Origin of the sequence: Georgenia subflava (assembly GCF_009193155.1) — a bacterium.
GTDB classification, from domain to species: Bacteria; Actinomycetota; Actinomycetes; order Actinomycetales; family Actinomycetaceae; genus Georgenia; species Georgenia subflava.
In genome coordinates, this window is the sequence record NZ_VUKD01000002.1 from 359,738 (window position 1) to 378,861 (window position 19,124).

Below are 19,124 nucleotides of genomic sequence, written 5' to 3' on the forward strand. Positions count from 1 at the left end.
CCGTCGCACCGGGGCGGGGACGGTCGGGGACTGCCTCGTGTGCCGGCGGCCTTCACCCCGGCCCCCGCGGCGGCACGCGCCCTCGGCGGTCTGCCACCGCTCGTGGTCATCCAGGCGCCGCGGGGCTACGGCAAGTCGACGACGGCGTCGCAGTGGCTGCGCCGGTCCGACCTGCCGGACCACGATCTCGTCTGGCTGGCGGTCTCGCCCCGCACGACCGACAGGGACGGCTTCTGGGCCGAGGTGCACGAGGAGCTCGTCCGGGTCGGCTACAGCGCCCGCCGGCACGACGGCGACGGGTGGGAGGAGCTCGGCCGCGCCGCCCGGGAGCGGCGGCGCCACCTCGTCATCGTCATCGACTCCTACGAGCGGGTGACCGACGAGGGGGTGGACGACGAGCTCGTCGAGCTCGCCCAGCGCCACGAGAACCTCCACCTCGTCCTGCTGATGCGGCGGATGCGGCCCGCGGTGGCGCTAGCGCGCGCCGCCCCCGAGGCCGTGGTCCTCCAGGCGCCGGACCTCGTGCTCGGGCCCGCTCAGACGCGGACCCTGGCGACCGGGCTCGGCCTGGAGATCACCCCGGACGCCGCCGAGCGACTCTGCCACGGCCTGGCCGGGTGGCCGGGGCTCCTGCGGGTGGCGCTCCTCACCTCCTCCTCGAGCGCCGACGGCGACCCGGTGATCGAGACGTCGAGCCTGGCGGCCTACCTGCGCGTCGTCGTGCAGGATCTCGGGAGCGACAGCCTCGAGGAGGTGCTCGGTGCGCTGGCGGTGCCCGAGAACTTCACACCGGAGGTGGCCGAGGCGCTGCTCGACGCCGGGACGATCAAGTCGGCCGAGTCCGTCCTCACGCGCATGCTCCGGGCCGGGTTGATCGTCACCGTCGATGACGGCGTCTTCGCCTACCCGCCGATCCTCAAGGAGGCAGCCAACCAGATCCTGCTCGAGGACGACCCGGCCCGCTACTGGCACCTCAACGCCACGATGGCGCGGATCTGCCGCCGGGAGGGCCAGGCCGAGGAGGCGCTCGCGCACGCCGTGCGCTCCCGGGAGCTGGCGTTGCTGGCCGAGGTCATCGAGGAGTTCTGGCCGCAGCTGCTCGTCGCCGACCGTGCGCGCCTGCGCACCGCTCTGGGACAGCTCGGCCCGCGGCTGCTCGCCGGCTCCCCGACGCTCGTCGGGCTGCGGGACCATGTGCTGCCGGCCGAGCAGCCCAGGTGGTTCCTCGAGCTCCTCCAGTCCGACCTGCCGGTGATCGCACCGGGGGAGAGCACGATCGCGGTGGCGCACGACGACCTCGAGGACCCGGGGACCGCCGCCGTCCTGGTCGAGCTCGGCATGGTGCAGCTGGCGGAGGCGGACCTCGTCGCAGCGGCGTTCGCGTTCCACGAGGCGGTCGGGCGCAGCGTCGAGCGTCGCCCCACGGTGCTGCGCGAGGCCGGGGCCGGCGTGGCGCTCTGCGCCACGCTGCTCGGCCACCTGGGCATCGGCGCCCGATGGATCGAGTGGGTGGGCACGCAGCCCACCGCGAGACCTGGTCCGCTCGAGTCGGTGGCCCGGCTGGCGGTCCCGGCGACGGCGGGCCTGGACCGGCTCCAGGACGTCGCGCTGCCCGACCGGCCGCCGGAGCTCCCGGAGGACCGGAGGTGGCTGGAGTCCGTGCTCGTCTACGTCTGGGCCAGCCACGCGCTGCACCGCGGGAGGACCGTCGAGGTGCTCAGCGACCTCGAGCAGTATCAGGACCGCAACCGCCACCGGCCCGTCACGCGGCTGGGCGAGACCCTGGTGGGCGCCTCGCTCGTGGACCTGTGCATCGCGACCGAGCAGCTCGCGCGCGGCCGTCAGACCCTGCCCCCCGTGACGCCCGGGCATCCCGAGGAGGGGCTGCTGCGCTCGACCAGGGCCCGACTGGCTCTCTACTCGGGCGACGACGAGCAGGCCATGTCGCTGACGGTCGACGTGGCCACCCTCGCCGCCACCAGGCCGCGCGTCGCGCTCAACCTGAGCCTCACGCGCGCGGTGGCGGCTCACCGGATGAGCCAGCGAGCAGCTGCCGCGGAGGCGATGCACCTCGCCACCAGGCTCGCCGAACGGACGGGCATCCTGCGTCCGTTCCTGCTCGTCCCCCGGTCCGACCTCGACGCGGTCGCCGCCTCCCTGCCGCAGAGTCGTGCCGTGCTCGAAGAGGTCGACCAGGCGGCGATGTCAGGTCCGTTCCCGGACCCGGTCCACGTCCAGCCGCTGAGCGGGCGCGAGGTGCAGGTGCTGCGCGAGCTCGGCTCCGGTCGGCCGCTGCCGCTCATGGCACGCAGGCTGTTCGTCTCGGAGAGCACGGTCAAGACCCAGGTCCGGAGCATCTATCGGAAGCTCGGCGTGCACAGCCGCACGGAGGCGATCGAGCGCGGCCGTCTGCTCGGCCTGCTCCCGAGCGAGGACTGAGCCGCACCCGCACCGTCCGGCGACGTGGTGCGGGGGCGGCTCACCCTGGCTCGCCCCATCGCTCTCACCCCGTCACCCTCGCTCACTCGCCTGGAATTCATCCGTGCTGGTGCTGCGCCTGCTCTGGGACGGCTGGTCTGCTGGTCACGGCCGGGGGGCCCCACGGCTGCGGGCCCGCTCTCCTTCCCCCGGGGGAGCGGGTCCGCTGTTGCGAGGTGGCCGCCCTGCTGGGCGGGTCTCGTGAGGCGGCCGCCGGCCCGAGCGGGTCTCGCGAGGCAGGCCGCCCGTTCGTGCGGGTCTCGTGCGAGGCGGCCGCCCGGCCCCAGCGGGTCTCGCGAGGCGGGCCGCTCGTTCGCGCGCGTCTCGTGCGAGGCGGCCGCCCGGCCCGAGCGCGCACCGGCGTAGGGTTGTTACGGACCGCCGAGGCGTGCCCCGCGACGGCGCGCGCACGTGCGTCGGTGACTCCCGTCACTGGGCGCCCGGTTTCCCGGGGCTGCGCGATGCCGTAGGATTGACCGCTGGGCATGGCTTCACCTGTGCGCGCCTGCCGTGCGCACGATCGTCACGCGAGGCCGGCACCAGGTCCACCTGTCACCAACGTTAGCGGGAGTAATGGCGAAGAAGGACGGCGTCATCGAGATCGAGGGCAGTGTTGTCGAAGCGCTCCCCAACGCGATGTTCCGCGTTGAGCTCAGCAACGGCCACAAGGTCCTTGCCCACATCTCGGGCAAGATGCGCCAGCACTACATCCGGATCCTCCCTGAGGACCGGGTGGTCGTCGAGCTGAGCCCGTACGACCTCACCCGAGGTCGCATCGTCTACCGCTACAAGTAACCACCACGATCGAACGCCGTCCGGCGGACCTGGGTCCTGTCACGCGCGGCGGCGGAGGAAACATGAAGGTCAAGCCCAGCGTCAAGAAGATCTGCGACAACTGCAAGGTGATCCGTCGCCACGGCCGCGTCATGGTCATCTGCGACAACCTGCGTCACAAGCAGCGCCAGGGCTGAGTCCCTGAACCGCCGGGGTAGCGCCCCGGCACCGCGCACCGTCAGCGCCCAGCGCAACCCTCGGCTCGGAGGCCGGGGCCCGCAGCAGCGGGATGGCGGTGCGGAAGACCTCCGACCCACAACAGGAGTCAAAGTTGGCACGTCTATCCGGCGTCGACCTCCCCCGCGAGAAGCGGCTCGAGATCGCGCTCACCTACATCTACGGCGTCGGCCGCACCCGTGCGTCCGAGGCGCTGGCCGCCACCGGCATCAGCCCTGACCTGCGCGTCAAGGACATGACGGACACGGACCTCGTCGCACTGCGCGACTACATCGAGGGCAACTTCAAGGTCGAGGGTGACCTCCGCCGTGAGGTCGCCGCGGACATCCGCCGCAAGGTGGAGATCGGCAGCTACCAGGGCATCCGCCACCGCCGCGGCCTTCCTGTCCACGGTCAGCGCACCAAGACCAACGCGCGTACCCGCAAGGGCCCCAAGCGCACCGTCGCGGGCAAGAAGAAGGCCCGCTAGCAGTAGTCCGAGCCGGTGCCCAGTCACGACGGCGGCACCGGGCCGGTCCGACGACCTCACCTGTAGGAGAAAACACGCATGCCCCCCAAGACCCGTACGGCGACCGCGGTCCGCAAGCCGCGCCGCAAGGAGCGCAAGAACGTCTCCCACGGCCACGCCTACATCAAGTCCACGTTCAACAACACGATCGTGTCCATCACGGACCCGACCGGTGCCGTCATCGCCTGGGCCTCCTCCGGCCAGGTCGGCTTCAAGGGTTCGCGCAAGTCGACCCCGTTCGCCGCGCAGCTCGCCGCCGAGGCGGCCGCGCGTCGCGCCCAGGAGCACGGCATGAAGAAGGTCGACGTCTTCGTCAAGGGTCCCGGCTCCGGCCGTGAGACCGCGATCCGCTCGCTCCAGGCCACCGGCCTCGAGGTCGGCTCGATCCAGGACGTCACCCCCCAGGCGCACAACGGCTGCCGCCCGCCGAAGCGTCGCCGCGTCTGAGAGACGTTGCCGGTCGGGGTGTGCGCGCTGTGCGCGCACACCCCGCTCCGTGCCACCAGCACCACCCCGCCGGCCGGACAGATGTCCGGCGGGTCCTCGCCACGGCGTCATATAGCGGACGCCGGCTGAAAGGAAATCAGAAGTGCTCATCGCACAGCGCCCCGCACTGACCGAAGAGGTCGTCTCCGACTACCGCTCGCGGTTCGCCATCGAGCCCCTCGAGCCGGGCTTCGGCTACACCCTCGGCAACTCCCTGCGCCGCACCCTGCTCTCGTCCATCCCGGGCGCCGCGGTCACGTCGATCCGCATCGACGGCGTGCTCCACGAGTTCTCGACCGTCGACGGTGTCAAGGAAGACGTCACCGAGATCATCCTGAACATCAAGAACATCGTCGTCTCCTCGGAGAACGACGAGCCCGTCGTGATGTACCTGCGCAAGCAGGGCCCGGGCGTCGTCACCGCCGGTGACATCACGCCGCCGGCCGGCGTCGAGGTGCACAACCCCGACCTGCACATCGCGACGATCAACGCCAAGGGCAAGCTCGAGATCGAGCTCACCGTCGAGCGCGGCCGCGGCTACGTCTCCGCCGTGCAGAACAAGAGCGCCGACGCCGAGATCGGCCGCATCCCGGTCGACTCGATCTACTCCCCGGTGCTGAAGGTGACCTACAAGGTCGAGGCCACCCGCGTGGAGCAGCGCACGGACTTCGACAAGCTCATCGTCGACGTCGAGACCAAGAACTCGATCGCCCCGCGCGACGCGCTCGCCTCGGCGGGCAAGACGCTGGTGGAGCTCTTCGGCCTCGCCCGTGAGCTCAACGTGGAGGCCGAGGGCATCGAGATCGGCCCGTCCCCGACGGACGCCGCGCTCGCCCAGGACCTCGCGCTGCCGATCGAGGACCTCGGCCTGCTCTCCCGCTCGTACAACTGCCTCAAGCGCGAGGGCATCCACACCGTGGGTGAGCTCACCGCCCGCTCCGAGGCCGACCTCCTGGACATCCGCAACTTCGGCGCGAAGTCCATCGGGGAGATCAAGGAGAAGCTCGCCGGCCTGGGGCTCGGCCTCAAGGACAGCCCGGCCGACTTCGACCTCTCGGCCGCCGCGGGCGCCGAGGAGGACGACGAGGCGTACGGCGACATCCAGTTCAGCGACGAGCAGCCCAGCTGATCTGCTCACCCGACACACCTACTAGGAGACATCATGCCTACACCCGCCAAGGGTTCCCGTCTGGGTGGCAGCGCTGCGCACGAGCGGCTCATGCTGGCCAACCTGGCCTCCGCGCTGTTCGAGCACAAGAGGATCACCACCACGGAGCACCGCGCCAAGCGGCTGCGCCCGGTGGCCGAGAAGCTCATCACCCTCGCCAAGCGCGGTGACCTGCACGCCCGCCGCAAGGTTCTCGCGACCCTGGGCCGCAAGGACGTCGTCGCCGAGCTCTTCGAGCAGACCGCGCCGAAGTTCGCCGAGCGCAACGGTGGCTACACCCGGATCACCAAGACGGCTCCCCGCAAGGGCGACAACGCCCCCATGGCCGTGATCGAGCTCGTCCTCGAGCCGGTCAGCCCCAAGCAGGCGACCGTCCGCGAGGCCGAGAAGGCCACTGCGCGCGCCGCGAAGACCGAGGCCCCCGCGGCCGAGGCGCCCGCCGAGGAAGAGGTCGCCGAGACCACCGCCGAGGCCGTCGAGGCCGAGGCCCCCGGTGAGCAGGGTTCGGTGACCGAGGCCGTCGAGGCCGAGGCGACCGTCGAGGCCCAGCAGGACGCCGCCGAGCAGTCCGCCGCGGCGGAGAACCTGCAGGCCACCGAGGCCGAGGCCGGCCAGGCCGAGGGACCGGTCGACCCGCGCAAGTGAGCAGCGCGCCGCAGGGCTGATGCCTGCCTCGAGAGGCCCGGACCGTTCACGGTCCGGGCCTCTCGTGCACCCGGCGGCGGGACGTCGCGCCGCGGCCCGCCTCGCCCGCCGGCACGGGCAGCCATAACCTGGGGCGATGGAGGTACCCACGGTCGTGCTCGTGCACGGGATCCGGGCCTCGCGATCGATGTGGCTGCGTCAGCTCGCGGCCCTCGAGGCGGCCGGGATACCCGCGCTGGCGCCCGACCTGCCCGGCCACGGCGCCCGCCGCGACGAGCCCTTCTCGATCCCACGCTCGCTAGACGTGATCGAGGACGCCGCCCGGTCCGTGACGGGTCCGCTCGTGGTCGCGGGGCTGTCCATGGGCGGCTACCTGGCACTGCACTGGGCCGCCCGCACCGAGCGCAGGCCGGACGCGGTGCTGGCCGCCTCCTGCTCCACCCAGCCGCAGGGGCTGGCCCTGGCCGCCTACCGCAGGGTGGCGTGGCTGATCGGACGCCTGCCCGACGGTGGCGCCGCTCTCAACGACTTCATGGCGCGCCGGTTCGTCCCCGACCACGCCCGCGAGGACCTGGCGGTCGGTGGCATGACGGTCTCGGTCATGTCCGACGTGCTCTCCGGCATGGTCGACGTGGACACCCGCGCCGACCTGTGCGCGATCGACGTCCCGGTCTGGCTCGTCAACGGGCGCTGGGACCACTTCCGAGGTCACGAGCGCCGCTTCCTCAGCTCCTGCAACGACGGGCGCCTCATCATCGTCCCGCGGGCCAGCCACCTCGTGTCCCTGGTCCGTCCCGTCGTCTTCAACCGGATCCTGCTCGAGCTCGTCGACACGGTCGCGCACGCCGCGCCCGCCCGTGTCCCGCCGCGGCAGGACGTGCCGGCGGCCGTGGCCGCGTGACCGATCTGCCGCTCGCGGGCCGCACCGCCCTCGTCACCGGGGTGAGCCGCCGGCGAGGGATCGGGTACGCCATCGCCGCACGGCTGGCCGGCATGGGCGCCGGCCTCGTCGTCCACCACCACGTCGAGCACGACGCCGCACAGCCCTGGGGCGCCGACGACCTCGACACCGTCCTGGCCGGCCTGCGGGCACGGCTCGCGCCCGGCGCGCAGCTGACGGACCTCGGGGCCGACCTCGCCGACGCGGCCGCCCCCGCGCACGTCGTCGCCGCCGCCACTGCTGCCCTCGGACACCTCGACATCCTCGTCTGCAACCACGCCCGCAGCGGTGGCGACGGGACGCTCGCCGAGACGGACGCGGCGATGCTTGACGGCCACTGGGCCGTCAACACCCGCGCGACCCTCCTCCTGACCCGGGCCTTCGCCGCCCAGCACGACGGGCGCGACGGCGGCCGCGTGGTGTGGCTGACCTCGGGGCAGCAGCACGGCCCGATGCCCGGCGAGGTCGCGTACGCCACCTCCAAGGCCGCGCTGGCGGGTGTCACCGCCACTGTCGCGGACGAGCTCGTCGACCGGGGCATCGTCCTCAACACCGTCAACCCGGGACCGGTGAACACCGGCTACCTCGACGACGACAGCAGCGACCGCCCCGTCGAGGTGCTCGAGGCCGTCCGCCGGCACTTCCCGCAGGGCCGGCCCGGCGAGCCCGACGACCCGGCCCGCCTCGTGGCGTGGCTGGTCAGCGACGAGGGCCGGTGGGTCGTCGGCCAGGTCCTGAGCACCGAGGGCGGTTTCCGGCGCTGGGGCTGAACGTCAGCCGGCACGCAGCTCCCAGGCCCGCACACCACCGACGATCCCAGCGCTGTTGGGCACGATGACGACGTCGTCACCCAGCCGGGCGAGGACCACGGGAGTGATCCGCCGCGAGTTCCCGCCTCCGAGGTAGAGCCGGTCCCACCGGTACATCGGCCGGAGCGCCTCGACGACGTTCCGTACCCGCCGCGACCACATCGCGTCGCCGAGCCGCAGCCGCTCGTGCTCGCCGATGTAGTCGTCGTAGGTCAGCCCCCACTTGACCGGACCCTGGCTCAGCTCGACGTGCGGGGCGAGGACGCCGCCGTCGAAGACCGCGTTGCCCAGCCCGGTGCCGAGCGTCACGATCATCTCCAGCCCTGCGCCGGTCACCGACCCGGCACCGTGCACCTCGGCGTCGTTCAGGACGAGGGCCGGGATGCCGAGGGCCTCCTCGACGGCGCCGCGCATGTCGAAACCGGCCCAGTGGAGCTCCAGCTCGGGCAGCACCCGGGTCCGCGGGCCCGACCTGGTGATGTAGTGCGGAGTGTGGATGACCACCCCGTGCCGCAGCATGCCCGGCATCCCCACGGTTGCCCGACTCGCGGGCGGGAGCTGCGCGGCGAGGGAGGCGATCGTGGAGACGAGCCGGGACGGGGGGAGCGGGTACGGCGTGGTCGCGCGGACCGGCTGGGCGTGCATCGTCCCGGCGGCGTCCAGCACCGAGGCCTTGATGCCGCCGCCGCCGCAGTCGACGGCCAGCGTCGCGTTCGTGTGCTCCACCCGCGTGACGGTACCCGCCCGCCGGCCGGGACCCGGAGCCATCTGCCGCACGCGGGCACGACGGGGGTTTCACCGCACCGGCGACGACGCTGCCCGCGGTCCCCGGTGCCCGTCGCCATGCTGCCCAGCGCCTGGTGCCGTCCCGCCCGGGAGGGGATAATCGGGGACGGCACGACCGCGCCCCGTCGAGAGAAGTCGTCATGGCCGGCACCCGGACCGCGGTGTTCCTCAGCTATCGCCGCGAGGACACCAAGCACGTGGCAGGTCGGCTGGGCGACCGGCTGACCCAGCGCTTCGACGACGTGTTCATGGACATCGACACCCTCGAACCGGGCGTCGACTTCGCCGCCGCGATCCGCCGGGCCGTCGGCGAGTGTGACGTCCTGCTCGCGCTCATCGGCGAGAACTGGGTCGACGCGGTCGACGACCAGGGGGCTCGCCGGCTGGACGACCCGGACGACTGGATCGTCCAGGAGATCAAGGTGGCGCTGGACCGCAACATCCGCGTGGTCCCGGTCCTGGTGGACTCGGTCCCCATGCCCAGGCGGAGCGAGCTGCCCGAGGTGCTGACCCCGCTGGCCGACCGGCATGCCGCGGCACTGCGGTACGAGTCCTTCGACTCCGACGCCGAATCGCTCATCACGGCTGTCGAGAGGGCACTGGCTCCTCCGGCCGACGACGTCCCCCGAGTCGACCTGCCGGGTGACGACACCTCGACGATCGCCGGGGTGGGGCCCACCGGGGTGCCCGACGGAGATCTGCGGGACGGCAAGCAGGCGCCGGTCGGGACCGATGAGGTCGACGATCCCGCACGACCGCCCGCTCAGGAGGCGCACGAGGAAGCTGCGGTCGGGCAGCCGGACGAGACCGATGAGCTCGGTGATCCCCGACGACCGCCCGCCGAGGAGACACCCGAGGAAGGGGGCACCGATCAACCTGACGACTCAGGACCTGACGGGACAGGCGTGGTCGACGGGCCCACCGAGGCACAGCGCGAGGCAGACGCGCGCCGGCGCCGGCGCCGGCGACGCGCCATGGCAGCTGCCCTTGCGCTCGTCGTCATCGGTGCCGCGGCTGCGGCCTGGGCGCTGCTGCGCGGACCGGAACCACCACCCGGGATCCCCTGGGCGTCGCCCCTACCACTCGAGACGATCGTGGTCCCCGTGGAGGAGTCGTCCGGGTCGTCCGCGCTGTTCCTCGTGGACTCCGACGTCGGGACGGTAGGCGACCGGGTGGACACCGGCGGGCACAAGGCCGGCTCCCCGGTCCTGGCCCCGGGACGCGGCGCGGTCGTGTACCAGACGCAGACGTCGACGCAGCCCCTCGACATCAGGATGCTGCGGGTCGTCGCGGTGGACGGCACGGGCGACCGCGAGCTGTTCGACCGGCCGGAGGACTGCCAGTGGATGCTCCGGCCGTCGTGGAACCCCGTCGAGCTCGACCAGATCGCCGTACCGTGCCTCGACTACAAGGTGGACGGGCAGCCCCTTGAGTTCTCGCTGCGGATCTACACGCTCGACGGCGAGGTCGTCCGAGCTCTCGAGACTGGACGGGCGTGGCTCGACGACGTGTCGTTCTCTCCCAACGGTGAGACGGTCACGTACGCGATGGGGCCCGGCGACGATGCGCCGGTCATCTACTCGAGGCCGGCGGACGGGGGTCCGAGCGAGCGCCTTGCCGAGGGCCGGGATCCCATGTGGTCGCCCGACGGCGCCCGGATCGTCTTCAGCAGCCCGGCGGACCACAGCGATCCCGAGCGACCTCCCTCGACGATCCGGGTGATGGACCCCGACGGCTCGAACGTCGAGGACCTCACGGCCGGGCCGTTCGCCGACCGGAATCCCGGCTGGTCCCCCGACGGGGAGCAGGTCGTCTTCCTGAGCAACCGTGGCTCCGCTGACGGCACCACCCTGCGAGCCTGGCTCGTGGATGCAGACGGCCGCGACGAGCCCCGAGAACTGCTGCCCGGGGAAGCCGGCAGCATGACCAGTCCGCCCGCCTGGGCGAGCCGGTGACGTGACAGGCGAAGCCGGTGCCGGTCGGCGCGCGCCGCGTCACGGGCGCGCTCAGGATCCTGGCCACGGCAATGGCCGGCCATCCCGGTCTCGAGATCTCCGCACCTGAGGACGCCAGCTTCGGCACCACTGGCCGGCCGGACCTCCACCCTGGCGTCTCCGTCCAGGTGGCGGAAGGGCCCTGCCCGGGTGAGAGGGGCGACGGCGCTACCCTCACCCTCGTGGACGCGCCAGGACTCCCTGACCCCGCAGACTCCTCCGATCCTCGGGTCGTGCGGGTGCGCCTCGACCTGGCCTACGACGGCACCGACTTCGCGGGGTGGGCGAAGCAGCCCGGCCTGCGCACGGTCCAGGGTGTCCTGGAGGAGGCGCTCGCCACCGTGCTGCGTCTGCCTGCCGGCGTCCGCCTCACGGTGGCCGGGCGCACGGACGCCGGGGTCCACGCCCGGGGGCAGACGGCTCACCTCGATCTCCCGCGGGAGGTGTGGGCGGCACTGCCCGGGCGGACAGGACGCGATCCGGGCGAGTCGCTCGTGACGCGGCTCGCGGGCATCCTCGGCCGCGGCTCCACGCCCCGGGGCAGCAGCGACGTGGTGGTCCGCCGCGCGGCGGAGGCGCCGCCCGACTTCGACGCCCGCTTCGCCGCGCTCTGGCGCCGGTACGCCTACCGCATCGCGGACGAGCGCGCAGCGCGCGACCCGCTGCGTGCCCGCGACGTGCTCTGGCACAGCCGGGAGCTCGACGTCGAGGCGATGGACCTGGCCGCCGGTCGGCTGCTCGGGGAGCACGACTTCGCCGCCTACTGCAAGCCCCGGGAGGGGGCGACCACGATCCGTCGCCTGCTCGAGATGGAGTGGCGCCGGCTCCCGCCGGGGCGGCCCGACGCCGGTCTGGTGGTCGCCACCGTGCGCGCCGACGCGTTCTGCCACTCCATGGTCCGGGCACTCGTCGGCGCCTCGTTGGCGGTGGGGGAGGGCCGTCGTCCGCCGTCGTGGCCTGGTGTGGTGCTCGCGGGCGGCACTCGTGACCCGGCAGTCGCGGTCGCGCCCGCCCACGGGCTCACCCTCGAGGAGGTTTCCTACCCGGCGGACGGCGAGCTGGCGGCCCGGGCACGCGAGGCACGTGCGCTGCGGACCCTGCCCGGCTCGGGTGGCTGGGCCCAGGCAGAGGGGCCGGGCGCGCCCGCACCCTGATCGGCCGACCCGCCCGCGCCATCCCGCCTCCCAGGTCCAGCCTGCTGGACCGGCGGTCGATGCAGCTCAGACCCGGTCGTCGGGTTCGACCGTGCCGCCCTCGTCCACGGCGACGTTCTCGCCCTCGACGTGCATGGCCGCCTCCTCGGCGCTGAAGCGCCCGCCGGAGAGCCCCGTGTCCTCGGCGAGCAGATCCTGCTGCTCGCCCACCTGGTCCTCGGGGCCGTCGTCGTCCGGCTCGGCGACCAGGCGGCCCACCGACGTCTGGTCGGCACCCTCGGGAGCGTCCTCGCCGCTCGGGCCTGGGGCGGCCAGGTCCGCGGCCTCCGCCGGTGGCTGCTCCTCCCAGACCTCGGGCTCCTCACGTGCGAGCCGGTCGTCCCACGTCTCGCCCTCGGCCTGGCCCTCCTGGGTCAGGTCCAGGCCCGCCAGAGGGTCGGTGTCGGGCGCCGTGAGGCCCTCGTCGAGCACGTCCTCGCTGTCCGTCTGCAGGAGTGCGTCCTCCTTGTTCGGCTGCCAGGACTCGTCGGTCAGGAACTGGTCGTCGCCGGGCGTCGCGCCGGTGGTGGGCTCGTACTCGGGGTTCTCGGTGCTCATACGGCCAGCGTGCCACCGCCGTGCGCGGTCCGCTCGGTCAGCGCCGCCGCCCTGCCAGGCATTGATGTGGACCGGCCCGCCCGGCATGCCGGACCATGGCGTCGTGGCACACCTCGACCTCGCCGGCATCGGCTACGACCTCCCCGACGGCCGGGGTCTTCTCGCCGACGTCTCGGTCCGGGTCGGGGAGGGGGACCGGGTGGCGCTGGTCGGCCCCAACGGGGCCGGCAAGACGACCCTGGTGCGGATCGCCACCGGGCAGCTCGACCCCCACCGCGGCGCCGTCACCAGGTCGGGGGCGCTCGCGGTGATGGGCCAGCTCGTGGGCATCGCCGACGACGACCGCTGCGTCCGCGACCTCCTCGTCGAGCACGCCCCGGCCCGGCTGCGGGGTGTGGCCGAACGGCTCTCCGCCGCCGAGCTGGCGATGATGACCCGCGACGACGAACCCACCCAGCTCGCGTACGCCCAGGCGCTCGCGGACTGGGCGGACGTCGGCGGGTACGCCGCGGAGGCCGAGTGGGACGAGATCACCCAGGAGGTGCTCGCCCAGCCCTTCGACAAGGCGCAGTGGCGCGGCGTGCGCACCCTGTCCGGCGGCGAGGCCAAGCGCCTGGTGCTCACCGCCCTGCTGCGCTCGACGGCGGAGATCCTCGTGCTCGACGAGCCGGACAACTCCCTGGACGTGCCCACCAAGCGGTGGCTGGAGGACCGGCTGCGGACCAGCGCCAAGGGCGTCCTGTTCGTCAGCCACGACCGTGAGCTGCTGGCCCGCACGGCCACGCACGTCGCGGCGCTCGAGCCGGGACCGGCGGGCGCGACCATGTGGGTGCACCCGGGCTCGTTCGCGACCTTCCCGGCGGCCCGGGCGGACCGGATGAGCCGCCTCGAGGAGCTGCGGCGCCGCTGGGACGAGGAGCACGCCAAGCTCCGCCAGCTCGTGGTGATGTATCGGCAGAAGGCGTCCTACAACTCGGACATGGCGGCCCGGCTGCAGGCCGCCCGGACCCGGCTGGCGCGGTTCGAGGCGGAGGGCCCGCCGGAGGTGGTCACCACCGAGCAGCACGTGACGATGCGGCTGCGCGGCGGGCGCACCGGCAAGCGGGCCCTCGTGTGCGAGGGGCTGGCGCTGGAGGGGCTCACGGCGCCCTTCGACCTGGAGGTGTGGTTCGGCGAGCGCGTGGCCGTGCTGGGTGCCAACGGCACCGGCAAGTCGCACCTCCTGCGGCTGCTCGCGGGCGGTGGCACCGACCCCGGCCCGGAGCACCAGCCGGCCGACGGCCAGCCGGTGCCAGCCGTACCGCACACCGGCACCGCGAGGCTGGGGGCCCGGGTGCGACCCGGGTGGTTCTCCCAGGGCCACGTGCGCCACGACCTCACCGGGCGCACCCTGCTCGAGATCCTGCACCGTGGCGAGGGGGAGCGCGGAGGCATGGGCCGTGAGCACGCCGGACGCGTGCTGGACCGCTACGAGCTCGCCCACGCCGCCGAGCAGAAGGTCGAGACGCTCTCCGGCGGGCAGGCTGCCCGGTTCCAGATCCTGCTGCTCGAGCTCTCCGGCGCCACGCTGCTGCTGCTCGACGAGCCGACCGACAACCTCGACCTGCACTCCGCCGAGGCGCTCGAGGCCGGCCTCGCCGGCTTCGAGGGCACGGTCGTGGCGGTGACCCACGACCGGTGGTTCACCCGGGGCTTCGACCGGTTCCTCCAGGTCCGCGCCGACGGGACGGTCCTCGAGACGCCGGAACCGGTGTGGGAGGACGACGGCGTCCGGGTGCGCTGACGCGCCGCCAGACGCCGTCAGGTCGCTGATGTGGTCGTCATAGCGACCGCATCAGCGACCTCGATGCGAGCGGTACGGCCGGGTCAGGGCCGCCGCCGCGTGGCAGGTCTCACGAAGTTCGCCGTCGGGAAGTTTTGACCCTGTGCGTGCCGCAGCGGTAACCTTGGACGTCGCTTGGCATCCCCGTGCGCTCCCCGGCGCTCCCACTCGCCGGTCCGGGGCGCGGATGCCCCTAGCGAGCACCACCTGACCATGGGTACCAGCGCAGCCATAGCTGTACCCGATCGAGAGAACGCTGAAGAAACGAAGGCTACGCCCGTGCGCACGTACACACCGAAGCCCGGCGACGTCACGAAGAACTGGTACGTCATCGACGCTACCGACGTCGTCCTCGGCCGACTGGCGACCCAGGTCGCCACCCTGCTCCGTGGGAAGCACAAGCCGACCTTCGCCCCGCACGTGGACAACGGCGACTTCGTCATCGTGATCAACGCTGACAAGGTCGCCCTCACCGGCAGCAAGCGCGACAACAAGCTTGCCTACCACCACTCCGGCTACCCGGGCGGGCTGAAGGCCACCAACTACACCGAGCTCCTGGCCAAGTTCCCGGAGCGCGCTGTGGAGAAGGCCGTCCGCGGCATGCTCCCGAAGAACTCCCTGGGCCGCGCCCAGATCAGCAAGCTGAAGGTCTACGCCGGTGCGGAGCACCCGCACAGTGCGCAGAAGCCGCAGACCTTCGAGATCACCCAGGTCGCCCAGTAGGCGCACCCGCGCCGCGGCACCGTTGGAACAGGACTGAAGGAGAACTGTGGCTGAGACCACTGCCGACATCGAGCTGGACGACGAGAACGTCCCCAGCAGCTACACCAGCGAGAGCGACGCTCCCGCGACCGGTCAGGGCCAGTCCCTGACCGCACCGGGCCAGGCCCTGGGCCGCCGCAAGGAGGCGATCGCCCGCGTGCGACTCGTGCCCGGCACCGGCGAGTGGAAGATCAACGGGCGCACGCTCGAGGACTACTTCCCGAACAAGCTTCACCAGCAGCTCGTGAGCTCGCCGTTCACGCTGCTCGACATCGCCGGCCGCTTCGACGTCGTCGCCCGGATCTCCGGCGGCGGCATCTCCGGCCAGGCCGGTGCGCTGCGCCTGGGCATCGCCCGCGCGCTCAACGAGATCGACCGCGAGTCGAACCGTGGCACCCTGAAGAAGGCCGGGTACCTCAAGCGTGACGACCGTGCGGTCGAGCGCAAGAAGGCCGGTCTCAAGAAGGCCCGCAAGGCCCCGCAGTACTCCAAGCGCTGACCGGCGCCACCACGGCCCCGCCCGAGCCCGCCTCGGAGCGGGGCCGTCGTGCGTCCAGGCGGCCGGGCCGTGAGCGGAACCACGCACGCGTGGCGCCGCGGACGCGCGTCAGGTGGCACGATTGACGGCGGCAACCGGTGCCCGGTGCTTCGCACGCACCCCGGGCGCACCGTGCGGGGGCACACCCGCGACACTCGGAGGTAGAACATGGCACGACTCTTCGGCACCGACGGCGTGCGAGGCCTCGCCAACCGCGACATCACCGCAGAGCTCGCGCTGGACCTCGGGGCTGCCGCGGCCCGGGTCGTCACCGCCTCCGGCGACTTCTCCGGCCGCCGGCCCCGCGCCGTCATCGGCCGCGACACCCGCATCTCCGGCGAGTTCCTCTCCTCGGCGATCGCGGCCGGGCTCGCCAGCGCCGGCGTGGACGTCACCCAGGTCGGCGTGCTGCCCACCCCGGGCGTCGCGCACCTGACCGCCAGCACCGACGTCGACCTCGGCGTCGTCATCTCTGCCTCGCACAACGCCATGCCGGACAACGGCATCAAGTTCTTCGCCCGCGGCGGGTTCAAGCTCGACGACGCCATCGAGGACGAGATCGAGTCCCGGCTCGGCACGCAGTGGGAACGCCCGCTGGGTGCGGACGTCGGCCGGATCGCCGACGACGTCGCGCTCGCCGACCGCAGCTACGTCGACCACCTCGTCGCCGCCGCGGGCAACCACCTGCAGGGCGTGCGCATCGCCGTGGACTGCGCCAACGGCGCGGCGAGCGACATCGCCCCGCTCGCGCTGCGCGAGGCCGGTGCCGACGTCGTGGTCGTCAACGCCTCGCCCGACGGGCGCAACATCAACGACGCGTGCGGCTCCACGCACCCCGAGCAGCTCCAGGCCGTCACGGTCGCCTCCGAGGCCGCCTTCGGTGTGGCCTACGACGGCGACGCGGACCGGTGCCTCGCCGTCGACCACACCGGCACGCTCGTCGACGGCGACCAGATCATGGGGCTGCTCGCCACCGCGATGAAGGAGTCCGGGACGCTGGCCAACGACACCCTCGTCGTCACCGTCATGTCCAACCTCGGTCTGCTGCTCGCGATGAAGGAGGCCGGGATCGAGACGGTGCAGGCGGGCGTCGGCGACCGCTACGTCCTCGAGGCCATGCGTGCCGGCGGGCACACGCTGGGCGGCGAGCAGTCCGGCCACATCATCAACTCGCTGCACGCCACCACGGGCGACGGCATCCTCACCTCCCTGCTCCTGGCCGCCCGCGTGGTCAACACCGGACGAAGCCTCGCCGACCTCGCCGCGGTGGTCACGCGGCTGCCGCAGGTGCTCGTCAACGTCAAGGGCGTGGACAAGGCGCGCGCCGCGGACGACGAGGGCCTCCTCGCGGCCGTGCGCTCGGCGGAGACGTCTCTCGGAGAGACGGGCCGGGTGCTGCTGCGCCCCTCCGGCACCGAGCAGCTGGTCCGGGTCATGGTCGAGGCCGCCACGCAGGACCAGGCCGAGGTGGTCGCCTACGGTCTCGCCGACGTCGTCCAGGAGCGGCTGGCCCTCTGACCCGTGCGGCCGGCGCCCGGCCGCACCGGCACGCCCTCCGGGGCGGGATCAGGGCGATCCCTGATTCCGGAGGGGCGGTGCGGTGCCGTACCGTTGGAACCCGCGCGACGAGAGGTCGGGCCGGCGGCGCACCCAGCCAGGAGGACGCCCATGATGGAGCTCGTGCAGGGCGTGGAGGAGTTCGTCCTCGGCCTCGCGGGGTCACCGTGGATCCTCCTCGCCGTGGTCGTCCTCGCCACGATCGACGGCTTCTTCCCACCGGCGCCGAGCGAGTCGATCGTCATCGCGGTCGCCGTGCTCAGCGTGGCCGGCGAGGCACCGAGCCTGTGGTTCCTCGTGGCCGCCGCCGCCCTGGGAGCCTTCTGCGGGGACATGGTCGCGTACACGATCGGGACGAAGATCCCCATCGACAACCTCCGGATCTTCCGCGGCCCGCGCGGCGCCCAGGCCCTCGGCTGGGCCCGCCGGACCCTGGCCCGGCGCGGCACGGTCTTCATCCTCTCCGCCCGCTTCGTGCCCATCGGCCGCGTCGCGGTGAACATGACCGCCGGGGCGGTGGCGTTCCCGCGACGGCGCTTCGTCGTCATCGCCGCCGTCGCCGCCTGCGTGTGGGGGGCCTACACCACGCTCCTGGGCGTCGGCGCCGGCCACTTCCTCCACGAGCACCCGCTCATCGCCGTCGCCGTGGGCGTGGCCGGCGGCGTGGTCGCCGGGCTCGCGGTAGACAGGCTGCTCCGGCTGGTGCAGGACCGCTGGTTCCCCGACCTGCCCGACCCCGAGGTACGCATGGGCCTGGAGGACGCCTCGACCCAGCCGGTCACGCCCGGGCCGGCCGCACCGCTGCACCCGTCGTTGCGCGAGGACCCGCCGCAGCTGCTGCCCCGGCCCGCGGAGCGCAGCCCGGAGACAGCACCGCGCACGGACTGAGCGGGCGGAGCACCAGGCGTCAGAGCTTGCGCAAGCGCATCCGGTGCATGCGGTGGTCCTCGGACTTCCGCAGCACCAGGGTGGCCCGGCCCCGTGTCGGCAGGATGTTCTGGGCGAGGTTCGGGGCGTTGATGCTGTCCCAGATGGCCCCGGCCTTCGCCACGGCAGCGGCGTCGTCGAGGTCCGCGTACCTGCGGAAGTACGAGTCCGGCTGCGCGAACGCGGTACGCCGCAGCTTCAGGAACCGTTCGACGTACCAGCGCTTGATGTCCTGGGTGCGAGCGTCGACGTAGATCGAGAAGTCGAAGAAGTCGCTCACCGCGAGCGAGGAGGTGCCGTCCGCCGTCGCCCGGGCGGGAGCGAGCACGTTGAGGCCCTCGACGATCAGGACGTCGGGATGGTGCACCACCTGCCTGCGTCCCCGGACGATGTCGTAGGTGACGTGGTCGTACAGCGGTGCGGACACCTCCGACGCCCCACCCTTGACCTCGGCGACGAAGCGCAGGAGCGCGCGCCGGTCGTAGGACTCGGGGAAGCCCTTGCGCTCGAGCAGCCCGCGCCGCTCCAGCTCGGCGTTGGGGTAGAGGAAGCCGTCCGTGGTGATCAGCTCGACCCTGGGCGTCTGCGGCCACCGGCGCAGGAGCTCGCGCAGCAGGCGGGCCGTCGAGGACTTGCCCACCGCCACCGAGCCGGCCACCCCGATGACGTACGGGGTCCGGGTGGCCCGCTCGCCGAGGAACGTCGACGTGGCCCGGTGCAGCGCCCCGGTCGCCGCCGCGTAGAGCTGCAGGAGCCCGGAGAGCGGGCGGTAGACGACGTCGACCTCGGCCAGGTCGACCGGGTCGCCCAGGCCGCGCAGGTTCACCACGTCCGCCGTCGTCAGCGGCAGCGGGGTCGCGGCGGCGAGCCGGCTCCACGAGGCGCGGTCGAACTCGACGAAGGGGTTGGCTGCGGACGTCGTCGGTCGCGGGGAGTGCACGG

General features: G+C 72.9%; 19 protein-coding genes. 16 read left to right on the top strand and 3 right to left on the bottom strand.

Annotated features, from left to right (window positions below):
* Positions 1 to 39: 39 nt before the first annotated feature.
* The 9 genes from GD748_RS08240 (at position 40) to GD748_RS08280 (ending at position 8,006) form a co-directional block, all read left to right on the top strand.
* Positions 40 to 2,439 carry a LuxR C-terminal-related transcriptional regulator gene (locus GD748_RS08240; protein ID WP_152194698.1) on the top strand — a complete coding sequence of 800 codons (2,400 nt, stop codon included), beginning with the start codon at positions 40 to 42 and terminating at the stop codon, positions 2,437 to 2,439.
* A gap of 612 nt (positions 2,440 to 3,051) precedes the next feature.
* Positions 3,052 to 3,273 (top strand): translation initiation factor IF-1, encoded by a 222-nt coding sequence (gene infA, locus GD748_RS08245; RefSeq protein ID WP_043501486.1) that lies wholly within the window; start codon positions 3,052 to 3,054, stop codon positions 3,271 to 3,273.
* Between the two features lie 62 nt (positions 3,274 to 3,335).
* Complete coding sequence (rpmJ, locus tag GD748_RS08250) at positions 3,336 to 3,449, top strand: 50S ribosomal protein L36 (RefSeq protein WP_100421663.1); 114 nt, start codon at positions 3,336 to 3,338, stop codon at positions 3,447 to 3,449.
* 134 nt (positions 3,450 to 3,583) lie between these two features.
* Positions 3,584 to 3,958: a 30S ribosomal protein S13 gene (gene rpsM, locus GD748_RS08255; protein ID WP_152194699.1), complete on the top strand. Its 375-nt coding sequence runs from the start codon at positions 3,584 to 3,586 to the stop codon at positions 3,956 to 3,958.
* Positions 3,959 to 4,036: 78 nt separating this feature from the next.
* Positions 4,037 to 4,444: a 30S ribosomal protein S11 gene (gene rpsK / locus GD748_RS08260; RefSeq protein ID WP_152194700.1), complete on the top strand. Its 408-nt coding sequence runs from the start codon at positions 4,037 to 4,039 to the stop codon at positions 4,442 to 4,444.
* Positions 4,445 to 4,586: 142 nt separating this feature from the next.
* Entirely contained in the window at positions 4,587 to 5,612 is a 1,026-nt protein-coding gene (locus GD748_RS08265; protein WP_152194701.1) for a DNA-directed RNA polymerase subunit alpha, read from the top strand.
* A 33-nt stretch (positions 5,613 to 5,645) separates the two neighbouring features.
* Entirely contained in the window at positions 5,646 to 6,296 is a 651-nt protein-coding gene (gene rplQ, locus GD748_RS08270) for a 50S ribosomal protein L17 (RefSeq protein ID WP_152194702.1), read from the top strand.
* A gap of 136 nt (positions 6,297 to 6,432) precedes the next feature.
* Positions 6,433 to 7,197 (top strand): alpha/beta fold hydrolase, encoded by a 765-nt coding sequence (locus GD748_RS08275; protein ID WP_152194703.1) that lies wholly within the window; start codon positions 6,433 to 6,435, stop codon positions 7,195 to 7,197.
* Entirely contained in the window at positions 7,194 to 8,006 is an 813-nt protein-coding gene (locus GD748_RS08280) for an SDR family oxidoreductase (protein WP_152194704.1), read from the top strand. The genes GD748_RS08275 and GD748_RS08280 overlap by 4 nt, the downstream gene beginning before the upstream one ends.
* A 3-nt stretch (positions 8,007 to 8,009) precedes the next feature.
* On the opposite strand, the gene GD748_RS08285 is transcribed toward GD748_RS08280, so the two are convergent.
* Positions 8,010 to 8,771, bottom strand: a complete 762-nt coding sequence (locus GD748_RS08285) for an ROK family protein (protein ID WP_226920986.1) — start codon at positions 8,769 to 8,771, stop codon at positions 8,010 to 8,012.
* 200 nt (positions 8,772 to 8,971) lie between these two features.
* On the opposite strand from GD748_RS08285, the gene GD748_RS08290 reads away from it, so the two are divergent.
* Positions 8,972 to 10,786 carry a TIR domain-containing protein gene (locus GD748_RS08290; RefSeq protein WP_152194706.1) on the top strand — a complete coding sequence of 605 codons (1,815 nt, stop codon included), beginning with the start codon at positions 8,972 to 8,974 and terminating at the stop codon, positions 10,784 to 10,786.
* A 272-nt stretch (positions 10,787 to 11,058) separates the two neighbouring features.
* Positions 11,059 to 11,979, top strand: a complete 921-nt coding sequence (locus tag GD748_RS08295) for a tRNA pseudouridine synthase A (protein ID WP_226920989.1) — start codon at positions 11,059 to 11,061, stop codon at positions 11,977 to 11,979.
* Between the two features lie 66 nt (positions 11,980 to 12,045).
* Here GD748_RS08295 and GD748_RS19860 read toward each other — a convergent pair whose 3' ends face one another.
* Positions 12,046 to 12,576 (bottom strand): DUF5709 domain-containing protein, encoded by a 531-nt coding sequence (locus GD748_RS19860; protein ID WP_152194708.1) that lies wholly within the window; start codon positions 12,574 to 12,576, stop codon positions 12,046 to 12,048.
* A gap of 103 nt (positions 12,577 to 12,679) precedes the next feature.
* On the opposite strand from GD748_RS19860, the gene GD748_RS08305 reads away from it, so the two are divergent.
* The 5 genes from GD748_RS08305 (at position 12,680) to GD748_RS08325 (ending at position 18,143) form a co-directional block, all read left to right on the top strand.
* Positions 12,680 to 14,359, top strand: coding sequence for an ABC-F family ATP-binding cassette domain-containing protein (locus tag GD748_RS08305; RefSeq protein WP_152194709.1), 1,680 nt, complete (start codon positions 12,680 to 12,682; stop codon positions 14,357 to 14,359).
* 318 nt (positions 14,360 to 14,677) lie between these two features.
* A complete protein-coding gene (rplM, locus tag GD748_RS08310) occupies positions 14,678 to 15,121 on the top strand; it encodes a 50S ribosomal protein L13 (RefSeq protein WP_152194710.1) in 444 nt (147 codons plus the stop codon).
* 46 nt (positions 15,122 to 15,167) lie between these two features.
* Positions 15,168 to 15,659 carry a 30S ribosomal protein S9 gene (gene rpsI / locus GD748_RS08315; RefSeq protein ID WP_152194711.1) on the top strand — a complete coding sequence of 164 codons (492 nt, stop codon included), beginning with the start codon at positions 15,168 to 15,170 and terminating at the stop codon, positions 15,657 to 15,659.
* A 207-nt stretch (positions 15,660 to 15,866) separates the two neighbouring features.
* The gene (gene glmM, locus GD748_RS08320; RefSeq protein WP_152194712.1) at positions 15,867 to 17,216 is read left to right on the top strand and encodes a phosphoglucosamine mutase; all 1,350 of its coding nucleotides are present in this window, start codon (positions 15,867 to 15,869) and stop codon (positions 17,214 to 17,216) included.
* 150 nt (positions 17,217 to 17,366) lie between these two features.
* The gene (locus GD748_RS08325) at positions 17,367 to 18,143 is read left to right on the top strand and encodes a DedA family protein (protein WP_152194713.1); all 777 of its coding nucleotides are present in this window, start codon (positions 17,367 to 17,369) and stop codon (positions 18,141 to 18,143) included.
* Positions 18,144 to 18,162: 19 nt separating this feature from the next.
* On the opposite strand, the gene coaA is transcribed toward GD748_RS08325, so the two are convergent.
* Positions 18,163 to 19,122 carry a type I pantothenate kinase gene (gene coaA / locus GD748_RS08330; protein WP_193312884.1) on the bottom strand — a complete coding sequence of 320 codons (960 nt, stop codon included), beginning with the start codon at positions 19,120 to 19,122 and terminating at the stop codon, positions 18,163 to 18,165.
* Positions 19,123 to 19,124: the final 2 nt, after the last annotated feature.